At 73.5% G+C, this 16785-nt stretch carries 14 protein-coding genes; 2 read left to right on the top strand and 12 right to left on the bottom strand.

The window, feature by feature from the left end; genetic code table 11:
• Positions 1–81: 81 nt before the first annotated feature.
• From aroQ to HGB54_RS06540, 11 genes are all read right to left on the bottom strand, one after another.
• Complete coding sequence (gene aroQ, locus HGB54_RS06590) at positions 82–528, bottom strand: type II 3-dehydroquinate dehydratase (protein WP_168915730.1); 447 nt, start codon at positions 526–528, stop codon at positions 82–84.
• Positions 529–541: 13 nt separating this feature from the next.
• Positions 542–1648, bottom strand: coding sequence for a 3-dehydroquinate synthase (aroB, locus tag HGB54_RS06585; protein WP_168915729.1), 1107 nt, complete (start codon positions 1646–1648; stop codon positions 542–544).
• Positions 1645–2238, bottom strand: a complete 594-nt coding sequence (locus HGB54_RS06580; RefSeq protein WP_228545709.1) for a shikimate kinase — start codon at positions 2236–2238, stop codon at positions 1645–1647. Before HGB54_RS06580 ends, aroB begins: the two co-directional genes overlap by 4 nt.
• An 11-nt stretch (positions 2239–2249) precedes the next feature.
• On the bottom strand, positions 2250–3455 hold the full coding sequence (gene aroC / locus HGB54_RS06575) for a chorismate synthase (RefSeq protein ID WP_168915728.1): 1206 nt from the start codon (positions 3453–3455) through the stop codon (positions 2250–2252).
• Positions 3456–3516: 61 nt separating this feature from the next.
• Positions 3517–4368, bottom strand: a complete 852-nt coding sequence (locus HGB54_RS06570; RefSeq protein ID WP_168915727.1) for a shikimate dehydrogenase — start codon at positions 4366–4368, stop codon at positions 3517–3519.
• Positions 4361–5638 carry an endolytic transglycosylase MltG gene (gene mltG / locus HGB54_RS06565; RefSeq protein WP_168915726.1) on the bottom strand — a complete coding sequence of 426 codons (1278 nt, stop codon included), beginning with the start codon at positions 5636–5638 and terminating at the stop codon, positions 4361–4363. The genes HGB54_RS06570 and mltG overlap by 8 nt, the downstream gene beginning before the upstream one ends.
• A 2-nt stretch (positions 5639–5640) precedes the next feature.
• Positions 5641–6105: a Holliday junction resolvase RuvX gene (gene ruvX, locus HGB54_RS06560; protein ID WP_168915725.1), complete on the bottom strand. Its 465-nt coding sequence runs from the start codon at positions 6103–6105 to the stop codon at positions 5641–5643.
• Between the two features lie 11 nt (positions 6106–6116).
• A complete protein-coding gene (gene alaS, locus HGB54_RS06555; protein WP_168915724.1) occupies positions 6117–8774 on the bottom strand; it encodes an alanine--tRNA ligase in 2658 nt (885 codons plus the stop codon).
• A gap of 59 nt (positions 8775–8833) precedes the next feature.
• The gene (locus HGB54_RS06550) at positions 8834–9061 is read right to left on the bottom strand and encodes a hypothetical protein (protein ID WP_168915723.1); all 228 of its coding nucleotides are present in this window, start codon (positions 9059–9061) and stop codon (positions 8834–8836) included.
• A gap of 217 nt (positions 9062–9278) precedes the next feature.
• A complete protein-coding gene (gene rpsD, locus HGB54_RS06545) occupies positions 9279–9908 on the bottom strand; it encodes a 30S ribosomal protein S4 (protein ID WP_168915722.1) in 630 nt (209 codons plus the stop codon).
• Between the two features lie 189 nt (positions 9909–10097).
• A complete protein-coding gene (locus HGB54_RS06540; protein WP_168915721.1) occupies positions 10098–11468 on the bottom strand; it encodes a replication-associated recombination protein A in 1371 nt (456 codons plus the stop codon).
• Between the two features lie 121 nt (positions 11469–11589).
• Between HGB54_RS06540 and HGB54_RS06535 the strand changes: the two genes are divergently transcribed.
• The gene (locus tag HGB54_RS06535) at positions 11590–12402 is read left to right on the top strand and encodes a peptidylprolyl isomerase (protein WP_228545708.1); all 813 of its coding nucleotides are present in this window, start codon (positions 11590–11592) and stop codon (positions 12400–12402) included.
• A 115-nt stretch (positions 12403–12517) separates the two neighbouring features.
• Positions 12518–13750, top strand: a complete 1233-nt coding sequence (locus HGB54_RS06530) for a DUF349 domain-containing protein (protein ID WP_168916862.1) — start codon at positions 12518–12520, stop codon at positions 13748–13750.
• Between the two features lie 709 nt (positions 13751–14459).
• Here the strand turns inward: HGB54_RS06530 and HGB54_RS06525 are convergent.
• Positions 14460–16769 carry a RelA/SpoT family protein gene (locus HGB54_RS06525; RefSeq protein WP_168915720.1) on the bottom strand — a complete coding sequence of 770 codons (2310 nt, stop codon included), beginning with the start codon at positions 16767–16769 and terminating at the stop codon, positions 14460–14462.
• Positions 16770–16785: the final 16 nt, after the last annotated feature.

Genomic DNA, 16785 nt, shown 5'->3' with positions numbered 1-16785 from the left:
CGTATCGGGTGGTGCGGGGGGCGTGCGGGCACGCCGAGGAGGCAGTCTAGTCGAGGCCGCGGCGGGCCCGATCCGTCGAGGCTATGCCGAGCCGGCGATGTGCGCGAGGGCGAGGCGGTACGAGCCGAAGCCCAGCCCGGCGATGACCCCGGTCGCCACGCCCGAGATGACGCTCGTGCGCCGGAACTCCTCGCGCGCATGCGGGTTGGAGAGGTGCACCTCGATGAGCGGCAGCCCGGCGCCGGTGACGAGCGCCGCGGCGTCGCGCAGCGCGTAGGAGTAGTGAGTGAAGGCCGCCGGGTTGAGGATGACGGGGCTGCGGGTGTCGACGGCCTCGTGCAGCCAGCCGATGAGCTCGGCCTCGTCGTTCGTCTGCCGCAGGTCGACCTCGACGCCCGCGGGCGCCGCATCCCGCAGCTCGGTCTCGAGGTCGGCGAGCGTCGCGGTTCCGTAGACGTCGGGCTCGCGCGTGCCCAGGCGGTTGAGGTTGGGGCCGTTGAGCACGAGGATGCGGCGCGGGTCGGTCATGGGTCGAGCCTACTCAGCGGCGGATGGCGCCCTGGCGCTCCTCGCCGACCTCCTGGTACGCGGCGAACAGCATCGACTCGTCGGTGCCGTTGAGCACGCGCGGTCGTCCCTCGGCCTCGAGGATGATGAAGCGCAGCATGCCGGCGCGCGCCTTCTTGTCGCGCTGCATGGTGGCGAGCAGGGTCTTCCAGCGCCCGAGCGGGTAGCCCGTCGGCAGGGTGAGCGAGGCGAGGATGCGGCGCGTGCGCTCCACCGTCGCGTCGTCGAGGCCGCCGGCGAGCCGGCTCAGCTCGGCGGCGAACACCATGCCGACGGCCACGGCGGCCCCGTGCCGCCAGCGGTAGCGCTCGGCGTGCTCGATCGCGTGCCCGAGGGTATGGCCGTAGTTGAGGAACTCGCGCCGCCCCTGCTCGGTGAAGTCGTCGCTGACGACGGCCGCCTTGACGCGGATGCTGCGCTCGACCAGCTCGCGGAACACGGGCGTCGCGGGGTCGGTCGCCACCGTGACGTCGGCCTCGAGCAGGTCGAGGATGACGGGGTCGGCGATGAACCCGGCCTTCACGATCTCGGCGAAGCCGGCGAGGATCTCGTGGGTCGCGAGCCCCTCCAGCAGGTCGAGGTCGACGATGACGCTGCGCGGCGCGTAGAAGGCGCCGACGAGGTTCTTGCCCTCGGCCGTGTTGATGCCGGTCTTGCCGCCGACCGCGGCGTCGACCATGCCGAGCACGGTGGTCGGCACCTGCACGAGCGGCACGCCGCGCAGCCAGGTGGCGGCGACGAAGCCCGCGAGGTCGGTGGTCGCTCCCCCGCCGAGCCCGACGACCGCGTCGGTGCGGGTGAAGTCGGTCTGCCCCATGACCTGCCAGCAGAAGGCGGCCACCTCGATGCGCTTCGCGCCCTCGGCGTCGGGCACCTCGGCGAGCAGCACCTCGATGCGCCCGGCGAGCTGCTCGCGCAGGCGCTCGGCGACGGCCGCGAGCGGCGGCGCGTGCACGACGAGCACCTTCGCGACGGTGGACGGCAGGTGCGCCTCGAGGTCGGCGACGAGCCCGCGGCCGACGTGGATGGCGTGCGGGGCGGAGCCGGTGACCTCGATGATCGTGGGCGGGGCGTCGGTCACGGGGTGTCCTCTCCGGACTCGGGATGGGCGGCGGGGGCGGAGTCGCGGGCGGTCTCGCGCGCGAGCACCCAGTCGGCGATCTCCTGCGCGATGCGGTCGATGGGGCGGCGCGAGGTGTCCCACGTCGCGGCGGCGAGCGACTCGTAGAGCGGGGTGCGCGCCGCGACGAGGGTCGTCCAGGCCTCGATGCCGCCGGCGAGCGGGCGGGAGGACCCGTCGAGACGGGCGGCGGCGGCCTCGGGCGTGATGGTCAGCAGCACCACGGGCATCCCGTGCAGCTGCCGCTGCGTCGCGGCGTCGAGCACCGCTCCCCCGCCCAGCGAGACGATCGCGCGCTCGCGCAGCGCGGCCTCGACGGCCTCGCGCTCCCAGGCGCGGAAGACGGGCTCGCCGTGCTCGGCGAAGATCGCCGGGATCGGCCCGTGGGCCTCGACGACGACGCGGTCGGTGTCGATGAGGGGCAGCTGCAGCAGGCGCGCGAGGCGGCGGCCGAGGCGGCTCTTGCCCGCGGCGGGCGGGCCGATCAGCACGACCGCGGGAGCGCCGTCGCCCGGCACCGTCGGCGGACCGCCCGGGTGCGGTTCGGCCACGATCGCGAGGCTCAGGCGCCGCCGTCGGCGACGACGGTGGTGAGCGACTCGGGCATCGCGGCGAGGTAGCCCTCGAGGTTGCGGCGCGTCTCGGCGACCGCGTCGCCGCCGAACTTCTCCAGCACGGCCTCGGCGAGCACGAGCGCCACCATCGCCTCGGCGACGACGCCCGCGGCCGGCACGGCGCAGACGTCGGAGCGCTGGTGGTGGGCCGGAGCCGCGTCGCCCGTGGCGACGTCGATCGTGCGCAGGGCGTGCGGCACGGTCGCGATGGGCTTCATGCCGGCGCGCACGCGCAGCACAGTGCCGGTGCTCATGCCGCCTTCGACGCCGCCCGCGCGGTCGCTGAGGCGCTCGATGCCGGCGGCGCCGACGACGAGCTCGTCGTGGGCGGCCGATCCGCGGCGCTCGGTGGTCTCGAAGCCGTCGCCGACCTCGACGCCCTTGATGGCCTGGATGCCCATGAGCGCGCCGGCGAGCCGCGAGTCGAGCCGGCGGTCCCAGTGCACGTACGAGCCGAGCCCCGGGGGCAGGCCGTAGGCGAGCACCTCGACGACCCCGCCGAGCGTGTCGCCGGTCTTATGGGCGTCGTCGACCTCGGCGACCATGCGGGCGCTCGTCTCGGGGTGCAGGCAGCGCAGCGGGTCGGCATCGAGCAGGTCGACGTCGGCGGGCAGCGGCAGGGGGGCGTCGTCGGGCACGCGGACGGCGCCGATGGAGAGGGTGTGGGCGACGAGCCGGATGCCGAGCTCGCCGAGGAAGGAGCGGGCGACGGCGCCGAGGGCGACGCGGGCGGCGGTCTCGCGGGCGCTCGCGCGCTCGAGCACGGGGCGCGCCTCGTCGAAGCCGTGCTTCTGCATGCCGACGAGATCGGCGTGGCCGGGGCGCGGGCGGGTGAGCGGGGCGGCGCGACCGCCGGTGAGCTCGCTCGCGTCGACGGGGTCGGCGCTCATGACCGTCGTCCACTTCGGCCACTCGGTGTTGCCGATGCGCAGGGCGACGGGGCTGCCCATCGTGAGGCCGTGGCGCACGCCGCCCGAGATCGTGAGCTCGTCCTGCTCGAACTTCATGCGGGCGCCGCGGCCGTAGCCGAGCGTGCGCCGCTGCAGGTCGGCCTGGATCGCCTCGCGCGTCACGGGGACGCCCGCGGGCATCCCCTCGATGACGGCGATGAGCTCGGGGCCGTGGGATTCTCCGGCGGTCAACCAGCGCAACATGCCCCCATCCTCGCACGCGGTCACGGGGAGTCCGCGCCATGCCGGCGGCCGCGGACGGGCCTCAGCGCAGGGCGCCGGCCATGGCCCGCTCGAGGCCTGCCTCATCGGCGAGGGGCGCGGCATCCGGTCCGCCGACGAAGAGCCGCACCTGCCGCACGGCCTGGTGCAGCAGCATGTCGCGGCCCGAGGCGATGGCGCCGTCGACCTGCTGCCACTGCTGCGCGAGCGGGCTCGGCCAGGGGTGGTAGGTGACGTCGAGCAGGGTGGATGCCCGGCGCACCGCTTCGGGGACGACCCCGCCGGGCGCGACCCCGTTGGGCAGCGTCCACGCCACGACCTCGTGCGCCGGCACGAGCCGCTCGAGGTCGCCGAGCGGCCGGGGCGAGGCGGCGAGCCCGAGGCGCTCGGCGAGGTCGAGCAGCGCCCCGGCGCGGGCCTCGTCACGCACGAGCACGTCGAGCTCGACCGCCCCGAGCCGCGCGAGGGCGACGACGATGGAGCGCGCGGTCGCGCCGGCCCCGACGATCGCGGCCCGGCGGAGCGTCGTGATGCCCGCGCGCTCGAGGGCGGTGCGGACGCCCGCGATGTCGGTGTTGCGGCCGATGCGGCGGCCGCCGTCGAGCAGCACGGTGTTCGCCGCGCCGGTCAGGGCGACGTCCTCGTCGACCTCGTCGAGCAGGGGCAGCAGGGCCTCCTTGAGCGGCATCGTCGCCGAGAGGCCCCGCCAGGAGCCGTCGAGACCGTCGAGGAAGGCGGGCAGCCCGGCCTCGTCGACCTCGTGGCGCCCGTAGTCCCAGTCGAGCCCGAGATGGGCGGAGGCGGCGCCGTGCAGCGCCGGGGAGAGCGAGTGCTCGATCGGCGAGCCGATGACCGCGAGCCGGTGCGGCCCGGAGGCCGCAGCCGGATCAGCCACAGGCCGAGGTCTCGGCGTCGCGGCACCAGGCCCGCAGCTGCGCGACGCCCTCCTCGTGCTGGGCGACCGTCTCGGAGAAGACCGTCTCGCCCGTGTCGAGGTTGACGGTCACGAAGAAGAGCCACGGCCCGTCGGCCGGGTTGATCGCCGCGTCGACCGCGAGGTCGCCCGGGTTGCCGATCGGCCCGATGGGCAGCCCCTCGATGACGTAGGTGTTGTAGGGGTTGTCGGCGTCGAGCGTCTCCTGCGTGGAGAAGACCGATCCGTCGGCCTGGGCGCTGCCGTACTGGGCCGTCGAGTCGAACTCGAGCCGCCAGCCGTCGTCGAGCCGGTTCTGGATGACGCGGCTCACGCGGTAGAAGTCGTCCTCGAGGCGCGCCTCGCTCTGGATGAGGGAGGCGAGCGTCAGCACGCGGTGGCGGTCCTCGGGGGCCACGCCGCGGCCGTCGAGGCGCTGGAAGGTCTCGCTCACGAGCCGCTGGATCTGCGCCGCGGCCGAGGTGCCGGGCTCGAAGGTGTACGTCGCCGGGAACAGGTAGCCCTCGACGGTCGGGGCCTCGGCGGGCAGCCCGAGCGCGGCGGGGTCGGCGATCGCGGCTTCGTAGTCCGCGATCGGCACGCCGGTCGCGGCGGAGAGGATGTCGATGACCTGGCCGGCGCGCAGGCCCTCGCGGATGGTGGCGGTCGACTCGCGGCGGTTCGCGGGGTCGAGCAGGGCATCCAGCGCCGACTGCGCCGACATCTCCTCCTGCAGGGCGTAGGTGCCCGGCTGGAAGGCGATCGAGGGGTCGGCGAGCAGCAGGTCGTAGAAGGCGTCGTAGGTCATGGTGACGCCGGATTCCTGCAGGCTCGTCGCCACGTCGGAGCCAATCTCGCCGGGCATGATGGTGACGAGCACCTCGGTGCCGTTGCCGCCGCCCTCGTAGTCGTTCGGCAGCTCCCAGCCGAGCGCCTCGCGCAGCTGCGGCTCGTAGTTCGCCCAGGCGTAGGCGACGGCGCCGCCGCCGAGTCCGAGCAGCAGCACGAGCACGCCGAGCACCCAGGGCCAGGCGCGGCGCCGCTTCGGGGGCCGATCCTCGTCGAGCATCTGCCGGGCGGACCGGCGATCGCCCGCGCCGGTCTGCTCCCGCGCGGCGGCCCGGCTGGCGGGAGCGGCGGCCGCCCCGGTCGCGGCCGGGCCGGCGGCGGGGGCTGCGGGGGCGCCCTGCTCGGGTCGGGCGGTGTCGGGCTGCGATCGGAAGATCGCGTCCCAGGCGTCGTCGTCGCTCACAGTCAGGGTGATCCTCCGTCGGGAACCAGCAGCTCGCCGGGGGCTTCTCCCCGCGACTTCTCGTGGTCCAGCGCGTGCTGGAGCAGGATAACAGCGGCCGCTTGGTCGATCACGGCGCGCGAGGTGCGCCCGTCCCGCCCCGACTCCCGCAGCGAGCGGGCGGCGCTCACGGTCGTGAGCCGCTCGTCGACGAGCCGCACCGGCACGGCGACCTGGCGGGCGATGAGCGCCGCGACGTCGCGCGCGTCCTGCGTCGAGGCGGTCTCCGACCCCGAGAGCGCGATGGGCAGACCGACGACGATCTCGATCGGCTCCCACTCGGCCACGAGGCGGTGGATGCCCGCCATGAGCCCCTTCTTGCGCGGCAGCGTCTCGACCGGCGTCGCGAGGATCCCGTGCGCATCGCACCGCGCGACGCCGACCCGGGCGGTGCCCACGTCGACGCCGAGCCGCACGCCGATGCGCATGGCGGTGGGCCTCAGCCGCGCAGCTCGGCCAGCACGGCCTCGAGCGCGGCCGGGATCGCGGCCGCATCGGTGCCGCCGCCCTGGGCGAGGTCGTCCTTGCCGCCGCCGCCGCCGCCGAGCACGCCCGAGGCGACGCGGGCGAGGGCGCCCGCCTTCGCTCCGGCCTCGCGAGCGGCGGGGGTGGTGGCGACGATGACCGCGGCCTTGCCCGCCACCTCGGCGGCGAGGATCACGACGGCGGCCTGGGCGCTGAGGCGCTCGCGCACCGCGGTGGCGAGCTGGCGCAGGTCGTCGGCGGAGCCGAGCGAGCCGAGCGAGCGGGCGACCACGGTGAACGGCCCGTGCGGCGCGGCCCCGGCGACGAGGGCGGGCACTTTCTCGCCGAGCCGGCTCGACTCGACCTGCGCGAGCTTCTTCTCGGCCGCCTTGAGCTGCGCGCCGAGGTCGGCGATGCGGCTGACGAGCTGGTCGCGGGGCGTCTTGAGGTTCGCGCTGAGCTGCTGCACGAGCGCGCGCTCGGCGGCGAACTCGCGGAAGGCCTCGAGGCCGACGAGCGCCTCGACGCGGCGGTTGGCCGAGCCGACTGAGGACTCGCTGACGAGGCTGATCATGCCGATCTCGGCGCTCGAGCCGACGTGGGTGCCCGCGCAGAGCTCGCGCGACCACGGCCCGCCGATGTCGACGACGCGCACGCGGTCGCCGTACTTCTCGCCGAAGAGCGCCATCGCGCCGAGCGACTTGGCCTCGTCGAGGCCCATGACGCGGGTCTCGACGGGCAGGTTGTCGCGCACGGCGATGTTGCTGATCTCCTCGAGCTCGCTGCGGGTCGCGGCCGACAGCGCCTGGTTCCAGCTGAAGTCGAGGCGCATGTAGCCGGCCTTGTTGTACGAGCCCGACTGGTGCGCCTCGTCGCCGAGCGTCTGACGCAGCGCGGCGTGGATGACGTGCGTGGCCGAGTGGGCCTGCGCCGCGGAGCGGCGCCAGACCGGGTCGACCTGGGTGCGGGCGAGCGCGCCGACGCGCACCTCGCCGCGGCGCACCTGCACGGTGTGGCTGAACAGCCCCGCGACCGGGCGCTGCACGTCGAGCACCTCGAGGTCGAAGCCGGTGCCGACGATCGAGCCCTCGTCCGACTCCTGTCCGCCCGACTCGGCGTAGAGGGTGGTCTCGGCGAGGATGACCTCGGCGATCTCGCCCTCCTGGGCGACGTCGACGCTCGTGCCGCCGACGATGATGCCGAGCACGCTCGACTCGGTCTCGAGCTGGTCGTAGCCGAGGAACCGGGTCTCGCCCGCGGCGCGGAACGCCCCGTAGACGCTGAGGTCGGCGAGCTGCCCCTTCTTCGACTTGGCGTCGGCCTTCGCCCGCGCGCGCTGCTCCGACATGAGCCGGTCGAAGGCCTCGCGGTCGACGCTGAGCCCCGCCTCCTCGGCCATCTCGAGCGTGAGGTCGATCGGGAACCCGAAGGTGTCGTGCAGCTGGAAGGCCGTGTCGCCCGCGATCGTCGAGACGCCCTGCTTCTGCGTGTCGGCGACGGCGAGGTCGAGGATGCTCGTGCCGGCCGTGAGCGTGCGCAGGAATGCCTCCTCCTCGCCGAGGGCGAGGCGCGAGACGCGGTCGTAATGCTCGGTGATCTCGGGGTACGCGGCGCTCATCGCATCGCGCGAGGCGGCGAAGAGCACATCGAAGCTCGGGGCGTCGACGCCCAGCAGGCGCATGGCGCGGATGCTCCGCCGCAGCAGGCGGCGCAGGATGTACCCGCGGCCCTCGTTGCCGGGCGCGACGCCGTCGGTCATGAGCATGAGGCTCGAGCGCACGTGGTCGGCGATGACGCGCATGCGCACGTCGTCGCCGTGGTCGGCCCCGTAGCGCCGGCCGGACATCGCCGCGGCGGCGTCGAGCACCGGTCGTACCTGGTCGATCTCGTACATGTTCTCGACGCCCTGGGTCAGGAAGGCGACGCGCTCCATGCCCATGCCCGTGTCGATGTTCTGCTGCGGCAGCTCGCCGAGGATCTCGAAGTCGTTCTTGCCGGTGCCCTCGCCGCGCAGGTACTGCATGAAGACGAGGTTCCAGATCTCGACGTAGCGGTCGTCATCGGTGGCGGGGCCGCCGTCGATGCCGTAGGCGGGGCCGCGGTCGAAGAAGATCTCGGAGCAGGGGCCGGCGGGGCCGGGCTGGCCGGTCGACCAGTAGTTGGTGTCCATGCCGAGGCGCTGGATGCGCTCGTCGGGCAGGCCCGCGATCTGCTTCCAGAGGCGGATCGCCTCGTCGTCGTCCTCGTACACGGTGACCCAGAGGTCCTTCTCCTGGAACCCCATCCCGCCGTCGCTCTGCGCGCTCGTCAGGAGCTCCCAGGCGTACGAGATCGCGCCCTCCTTGAAGTAGTCGCCGAACGAGAAGTTGCCGTTCATCTGGAAGAACGTGCCGTGGCGGGGGGTCTTGCCGACCTCCTCGATGTCGTTCGTGCGGATGCACTTCTGCACGCTCGTGGCCCGCGGGTACGGGGCGGGCACGACGCCGGTGAGGTAGGGCACGAAGGGCACCATGCCGGCGACGGTGAACAGCAGCGAGGGGTCGTCGCTGACGAGCGAGGCGGAGGGCACGACCGTGTGGCCGCGGTCTCCGAAGAAGTCGAGCCAGCGGCGCTGGATGTCGGCGGTCTGCATGGGGCGCGGTGTCCTGAGGGGTGGGTGATGCGGAGGGCGGCCGGGGCCCGGCCGGGGGCTTACTTCAGGCGGTCGGTGAGGTCGGCGATCGTCTCCTCGGCCTCCGCGACGGCGGCGCGGAGCTCGGCCTCGCGCTGCTGGTAGCCCTCGAGCACCGCGTCGGTGAACTCGCGGGTCTTGGCATCGATCTCGTCGAAGAAGTGCCGGCCCTGCGGGGTCTTGGAGGCCTGGTGGGCGACGACGGCGCCGAGGGCGACGCCGAGGACGAGCCAGAGAGCGTTCTTCATGGGGGTCTCCTTGCGATCGTGAGCGCGGGTGTGGTGCGCGTCTCGATGGTGCGTGCAGGATGCGCGGCGCGGGGCCGCTGACGCCCCTCCACCCTAGCGGCGCGCGCCCGGAGGGCCGGGTGCGCGAGCCGCCCGTCGCCATCCTCAGCGGCAGCGGGGACGACGACGGGGGCCCGGCGCGAGGCCGGGCCCCCGTCGGAGGCGGTGCGGGTCGGTGCTAGCGCGCGGCGTAGTACTCGACGACGAGCTGGACCTCGCACGTCACGGGCACCTCGGCGCGCTTCGGGCGGCGCACGAGGCGCGCCTGCAGCTTGTCGAGCTCGACCTCGAGGTACGCGGGCGTCTTGGGCAGCACGTCGACGTGACCGCCGGCGGCGGCGACCTGGAACGGCTCCATGCCCTCGCTCTTGGGCTTGACGTGGATGGTCTGCTCGGGCTTCACGCGGAAGCTCGGGCGGTCCACGATCTTGCCGTCGACGAGGATGTGGCGGTGCACGACCATCTGACGGGCCTGCGCAGTGGTGCGGGCGAAGCCGGCGCGCAGCACGAGCGCGTCGAGACGCATCTCGAGCAGCTCGACGAGGTTCTCACCGGTCAGGCCGGCCGTGCGACGGGCCTCCTGGAAGATGATGCGGAGCTGGGCCTCGCGGATGCCGTACTGGGCGCGGAGACGCTGCTTCTCACGGAGGCGGACGGCGTAGTCGCTGTCGGCCTTCCGCTTGGTGCGGCCGTGCTCGCCGGGGGCGTAGGGGCGCTTCTCGAGGTACTTGGCCGCCTTCGGGGTGAGGGCGATGCCCAGGGCCCGGGAGAGGCGGGTCTTGCTGCGGGTGCGCGACTTGGTCGACACAGGTGTCCTTCCATGCTCGTGGCCGGGGATCTCACGGCTCACGGACGTACGACCGCTCCGTCCGATCCGAGGCGCACGCCGAGGCGCTTCGGGGAACAGCATCGATGAACTCGATGCGCAGGGGAGGGTGTGCCCATATCTGACGGGCCGGTAGAGCTTAGCAGACGGGGGTCGTGCCGCCCGGCGCGCTCACTCCCCGCGCGCGGCGCCGCGGATGATCGCCCGCAGCTTCGCGAGCCGCGCGCCGATCTCGCGCTCGGCCCCGCGCTCGGTCGGCCGGTAGTACTCGCGCCGCTTCACCGGATCGGGCAGGTGCTGCTGGGCGACGACGCCGAGCGCGTCGTCGTGCGGGTAGACGTAGCCCTTGCCGTGCCCGAGCCGCTTCGCCCCGGGGTAGTGCGCGTCGCGCAGCGGCTTCGGCACCCGGCCGATGCGCCCGGCGCGAACGTCGGCGATGGCCTCGTCGATGCCGAGGTAGGCGGCGTTCGACTTCGGCGCCGTCGCGAGGTAGACGACGGCCTCGGCGAGCGGGATGCGCCCCTCGGGCATGCCGATGAGCTGCACGGCCTGCGCGGCGGCCACGGCGAGCGGGAGGGCGTGCGGGTCGGCGACGCCGATGTCCTCGGCGGCCGAGATGATGACGCGGCGGGCGATGAAGCGGGGGTCCTCCCCCGCCTCGATCATGCGCGCCAGGTAGTGCAGTGCGGCGTCGGGGTCGCTGCCCCGGATCGACTTGATGAAGGCGCTGATGACGTCGTAGTGCTCGTCGCCGTTCTTGTCGTAGCGCAGCAGGGCCCGGTCGACCGCGGCGGCCACCGTCTCGGCGGTGATCGTCGGCGCCGCCGCCCCCGCCGCCTTCCTGCCCTTCGCGGCCGGAGCCGGGGTGGCCCGGGCCGACTGCGCCGCGGCCTCGAGGGCCGTGAGCGCCCGGCGGGCATCCCCCGAGGCGAGGCGGATGATCGACTCGCGCCCGTCGTCGGCCAGCACCACGGCGCCGGCGAGCCCGCGCGGGTCGCTCACGGCGCGATCGACGAGCACGCCGAGGTCGACGTCGGAGAGCGCCTCGAGCGTCAGCAGCAGCGAGCGGCTCAGCAGCGGCGAGATCACGGAGAAGCTCGGGTTCTCGGTCGTCGCCGCGATGAGGATGACCCAGCCGTTCTCGACGCCGGGCAGCAGGGCGTCCTGCTGGGCCTTCGTGAAGCGGTGGATCTCGTCGAGGAACAGCACGGTCGAGGAGCCGTAGAGGTCGCGGTCGGAGAGCGCGCGCTCCATCACCTCGCGCACGTCGCGCACGCCCGCCGTGATCGCCGACAGCTCGACGAAGCGGCGGCCCGACTGCCGGGCGATCGCCTGCGCGAGCGTCGTCTTGCCCGTGCCGGGCGGGCCCCAGAGGATGACCGAGACCGCCGAGGGCGGGGCGCCGTCGTCGCGGGCGAGGCTGACGAGCGGGGATCCGGCGCCGAGCAGATGCGTCTGACCCGCCACCTCGTCCAGACGCGTGGGACGCATGCGCACGGCGAGGGGGACCGCGGCGCTGCCGAGGCCGGGAGCGGCATCCATTCGGCGATCGTATCGGCCGCCGCCGACATCGCCGCCGCTCGCGCGCCCCCGCGGCGGGCGCGCCGGGATGCTCGACTAGAGTTCCCCCGGCACCCGCACGACGGCGACGAGGAGGCAATCGGTGGCACGGATCGCAGGGCAGGACCGCGAGGCGCGCGAGGCGCGCGAGCGGCTGAAGCGCTACGAGGCGCGGCAGACCGTGCACCGCACGCAGATCGACCGGCGCCGTCGCGACAACCTGCTCGGCCTCGTCGTCGGGCTGCTCGTGATCGCGCTCGCCGTCGGCGCGCAGCTGCTCTACTTCGGCGCCGGGCCGGGCGCGCCCGAGACCGCGCCGAGCGCGAGCCCCTCCCCTGACGCCTCGCCCAGCGCGAGCCCCGCGCCGAGCGACGACGCCGCCGCGCAGGCCCCCGACCCGGCGCTCAGCGAGAACCGCACCTGGACGGGCGAGCTCGCGATCGAGGGCATCGACCCGCTCGGCATCGAGCTCGACGGCGCCGCCGCCCCGCAGGCCGTCGCCTCCTTCGTGACGCTCGCCCAGGACGGCTTCTTCGACGGCACGTCCTGCCACCGCCTCACCACCGAGGGCATCTTCGTGCTGCAGTGCGGCGACCCCGACGGCACCGGCGCCGGCGGCCCCGACTACCGCTTCGGGCCCATCGAGAACGCGCCCGCGGACGACGTCTACGCCGAGGGCGTGCTCGCCATGGCGCGGCAGGGCGGCGACGCCGAGAGCCAGGGCAGCCAGTTCTTCATCGTCTACGAGGAGTCGAGCATCCCCTCGGACGCCGCCGGCGGCTACACCGTGCTCGGGCGGGTCACGAGCGGCCTCGAGGGGCTGCGCACCGGGATCGTCGAGGGCGGCACCGAGAACGGCGCGCCCGACGGGCGGCCCGCGAACCCCGCGCTCATCAGCGGCATCACGATCCAGTAGCGAAACCGGGCGTCGCCTCCGGGCCGCCCTCCGCCCGACGGGCGGTGGAATATGCTGAACAACCGTCCGGCGCGCGCACGGCGAGCCGGTGCAGTCGATGGGGATAAGAGGCGTGGTGGCAGAGAACCAGCAGACCGTCTGGGGCCGGGTCGATGAGACCGGCACCGTGTACGTGACCGATCGCGGAGCCGAGCGCGCCGTGGGCCAGTACCCCGACGGCACCCCGGAGGAGGCGCTCGCGTACTTCACCCGCAAGTTCACCGAGCTCGAGGGCCAGGTGCGCCTGCTCGAGCAGCGCGCCAAGGGCGGCGCCCCCGCCGCCGACGTCGTGAAGACCGTCCACTCGCTCACCGCGGCGCTCGAGGAGCCCGCGGCCGTCGGCGACCTCGAGGCCCTGCGCACGCGGGTCGGCGCCCTCACGGGTGCCGTCGAGAAGCTCACGGAGGAGCAGCAGGCCGAGCAGCGCGCCGCCGTCGCGGCCGCGCTCGAGCACCGCACCGGCCTCGTGGTCGAGGCGGAGGCGCTGGCCGCGAAGGATCCGCAGAGCATCCAGTGGAAGCAGGCGACCGCGACCCTCGAGACGCTCTTCGCGCAGTGGAAGGACCACCAGCAGAACGGTCCCCGCCTGCCGAAGAAGGAGGCCGACGAGCTGTGGAAGCGGTTCCGCACCGCCCGCAGCACCGTCGAGACGCACCGTCGCTCGTTCTTCGCCGGCCTCGACGCCGAGCACAAGGAGGCCAAGCAGCGCAAGCAGGCCCTCGTGGCGCAGGCCGAGGCGCTCGCGCCGCAGGGCACCGGCGGCATCCCCGCGTACCGCCGGCTGCTCGACGAGTGGAAGCTCGCGGGCCGCGCCGGCAAGAAGGTCGACGACGCGCTGTGGGCCGCCTTCAAGGCCGCGGGCGACGTGCTCTACGCGGCCAAGGCCGAGGTCGACGCGCAGGAGAACGAGGAGTTCAGCGCCAACCTCGAGGCGAAGAAGGCCCTGCTCATCGAGGCCGAGCCGTTGCTGAAGGCCACCGACCGGGTCAAGGCCCGCGCGACCCTGACGGGCATCCAGCGCAAGTGGGACGCGATCGGCAAGGTCCCCCGCGACCAGGTCCGCGTCGTGGAGGACCGCCTGCGGGCGATCGAGACGGCCGTGCGCACCCTCGAAGAGGATCACTGGAAGAAGAACGACCCCGAGAAGAAGGCGCGCGCCGAGGGGCTCGCGGGCCAGCTGCAGGACGCGATCGCCGCGCTCGAGGCCGACCTCGCCGCCGCGACCGCCGCGAAGGACGCCGCGCGCACCGCTGAGCTGACCGAGGCGCTCGAGGCGCGTCGGGCCTGGCTCTCGGCGGTCGACCGCTAGGCGCACGGGGCCGAACGACCGGAATCCGGTCGCCCGCGTCCCGAGAGGGCCGTCCCGGGGTTATCCCCAGGGCGGCCCTCTCGTCGCGTTCTCCCCCGATCGGCCGCGGGGTCGGCATCGGGATGCTCGGCGCGCGATCCTCGCGGGCATGAGCCGACTCCTCCCCGCCGTCCTCCATCCCCCGCTCCTCTCCGCCGTCGAGCTGCGCGCCGCCGAGCTCGACGGCGAGCTGTTCGCGATCGGGGCCGGATGGCAGCCCGCCGATCTGCCCCCGAGCGCGGCCGCCCGGGCGCTCTCCCTGCGCCCGGAGCTGCCGCCGCGCGCGATCATCGCCGACCGCACCGCCGCGTGGGTCTGGGGGTGGACGAGCCGACGGGTCGGCGTCGCCATCTGCATCGACGCGAGCGCGCGCATCTCGACGACCCACCGCCGGGGCTTCCGCGCCCGCGAGGTCGTCATCGACGGCGACGAGCTGCAGCGTCCCGGCGGTGTCGCCGTCACGAGCCCTGCGCGCACGATCGTCGACCTCGCCCGGCACGACGAGGGCGACGACGTGGTGGTGCTCATCGCCGCCGGCATGCGCCGGCACGGGCTCTCGGCCATGCGCGTCGGAATGATCGCCGACCGCCGGCCGAGCTCCGCGGGTCGCCGCCGCGCCCACGATCGCGTGCGGGCGGCCGCCGAGCTGCTGGCGGCCGAGCGACCCGGGTCAGCCGTTGCTGACGCGGTAGACGTCGTAGACGGTGTCGATGCGGCGCACGGCGTTGAGCACGCGGTCGAGGTGCGTCGTATCGCCCATCTCGAAGACGAACCGGCTGAGGGCGAGGCGGTCGCGTGAGGTGTTGACGCTCGCCGACAGGATGTTGACGTGGTGCTCGGAGAGCACGCGCGTCACGTCCGAGAGCAGGCCCGAGCGGTCGAGAGCCTCGACCTGGATCTGCACGAGGAAGACGCTCTTCGTCGTCGGGGCCCACTCGACCTCGATGATGCGATCCGGCTCCGCGAGCAGTGACTGCACGTTGGTGCAGTCGCCCCGGTGCACGCTGACGCCCTGCCCGCGCGTGACGAAGCCGACGATGGCGTCGCCCGGCACCGGGGTGCAGCACTTGGCGAGCTTCACCAGGATGTCGGGGGCGCCGCGCACGAGCACGCCCGAGTCGCTCGCGCGCACGGGCGTGCGCGCCCGTGTCGGCACGACGAAGGCCTCGTCCTCGCTCTCCGACTCCACGTGCAGCGCGGCGACGATCTTCTCGATCACCGACTGCGTCGAGACGTGGCCCTCGCCGACCGCGGCGTAGAGGGCCTCGACCGTCTCGTAGCGCAGCTGGGAGGAGACGTGCGCGAGGGAGTCCTGCGCCATGAGCCGTTGCAGCGGCAGGTTCTGCTTGCGCATCGCCCGGGCGATCGCGTCCTTGCCCTGCTCGACCGCCTCGTCGCGGCGCTCCTTCGTGAACCACTGCCGGATCTTCGAGCGGGCGCGCTGGCTGGTGACGAAGGCCAGCCAGTCCTGGCTCGGCCCGGCGTCGGGGTTCTTCGAGGTGAAGACCTCGACGGTGTCGCCCGAGCTCAGCACCGTCTCGAGCGGCACGAGGCGCCCGTTGACCTTCGAGCCCATCGTGCGATGCCCGACCTCGGTGTGCACGGCGTAGGCGAAGTCGACGGGCGTCGCGCCGCTCGGCAGGCCGATGACCTTGCCCTGCGGCGTGAAGACGTAGACCTCCTTCGCGCCGATCTCGTAGCGCAGGTTGTCGAGGAACTCGCCCGGGTCGCTCGTCTCGGCCTGCCAGTCGCTGATGTGCGCGAGCCAGGCCATGTCGGTGTCGCTGCGGCCGCCATCGAGCTCGCTGCGGCCCGAGTTCATCCGCTCCTTGTACTTCCAGTGCGCCGCGACGCCGAACTCGGCGCGCTGGTGCATCTCCTGGGTGCGGATCTGGATCTCGACGGGGCGGCCGCCCGGCCCGAAGACCGTCGTGTGCAGCGACTGGTACAGGTTGAACTTCGGGGTCGCGATGTAGTCCTTGAAGCGACCGGGCATCGGGTTCCAGCGCGCGTGCACCGCGCCGAGCACGGCGTAGCAGTCGCGGATGGAGTTGACGAGGATGCGGATGCCGGTGAGGTCGTAGATCTCGTCGAAGTCGCGACCGCGGTTGACCATCTTCTGGTAGATCGAGTAGTACTGCTTCGGCCGGCCGACGATCTGCGCCTTGATGCGCGACTGGCGCAGGTCGCTCGTCACGGCATCGATGACCTGCTGCACGAACGCCTCGCGCTCGGGCGTGCGGTTGCGCACGAGGCTCTCGATCTCGACGTACAGCTTCGGCTGCAGCACGGCGAACGAGAGGTCCTCCAGCTCCCACTTGATCGTGGAGATGCCGAGCCGGTGGGCGAGCGGCGAGTAGATGTCGATGGTCTCCTGCGCCTTGCGCCGGGCGGACTCCCCCTCGACGAAGCCCCAGGTGCGCGCGTTGTGCAGGCGGTCGGCGAGCTTGATGAGCAGCACCCGGATGTCCTTCGACATCGCGACGATCATCTTGCGCACCGTCTCGGCCTGCGCGGCATCGCCGTACTTGACCTTGTCGAGCTTGGTGACGCCGTCGACGAGCATCGCGATCTCGTCGCCGAAGTCGGCTCGCAGCTGGTCGAGCGTGTAGGGGGTGTCCTCGACGGTGTCGTGCAGCAGGGAGGCGGCGAGCGTCTTCACCCCGATGCCGAGCTCGGCGAGGATCTGCGTGACGGCCACGGGGTGCGTGATGTACGGCTCGCCGCTCTTGCGCTTCTGGCCGCGGTGCGCGCGTTCGGCGACCTGGTAGGCCCGCTCGAGCAGGGCGATGTCGGCCTTCGGGTTCTGCGATCGCACGGTCTTCACCAGGCGCTCGAAGCCGCCCACGGGCTGGGCGCGGGAGAACAGGCGGGGAAGGAGGGCGCGAAGGCTCGCGGTGCTCTGCGTCGGCGGGGCCGAGGCGCTCGCGGGCGACGTGCCGGGCGCACCCGGCGCCTGGCCCTGCGTCGTCTCCGTCATGGGGCGGCCTCCTCCC

It is taken from the genome of Microcella flavibacter, assembly GCF_012530535.1.
GTDB lineage: Bacteria > Actinomycetota > Actinomycetes > Actinomycetales > Microbacteriaceae > Microcella > Microcella flavibacter.
Note: the sequence above shows the minus strand (reverse complement) of the source record. Positions and strands in the feature narration are given on the sequence as shown.

Excerpts from the sequence above, each read along its gene's own strand:
- aroQ (WP_168915730.1), bottom strand. The coding sequence starts at position 528 with ATGACCGACCCGCGCCGCATCCTCGTGCTCAACGGCCCCAACCTCAAC.
- aroC (WP_168915728.1), bottom strand. The coding sequence starts at position 3,455 with ATGTTGCGCTGGTTGACCGCCGGAGAATCCCACGGCCCCGAGCTCATC.
- ruvX (WP_168915725.1), bottom strand. The coding sequence starts at position 6,105 with ATGCGCATCGGCGTGCGGCTCGGCGTCGACGTGGGCACCGCCCGGGTC.
- alaS (WP_168915724.1), bottom strand. The coding sequence starts at position 8,774 with ATGCAGACCGCCGACATCCAGCGCCGCTGGCTCGACTTCTTCGGAGAC.
- HGB54_RS06550 (WP_168915723.1), bottom strand. The coding sequence starts at position 9,061 with ATGAAGAACGCTCTCTGGCTCGTCCTCGGCGTCGCCCTCGGCGCCGTC.
- HGB54_RS06540 (WP_168915721.1), bottom strand. The coding sequence starts at position 11,468 with ATGGATGCCGCTCCCGGCCTCGGCAGCGCCGCGGTCCCCCTCGCCGTG.
- HGB54_RS06525 (WP_168915720.1), bottom strand. The coding sequence starts at position 16,769 with ATGACGGAGACGACGCAGGGCCAGGCGCCGGGTGCGCCCGGCACGTCG.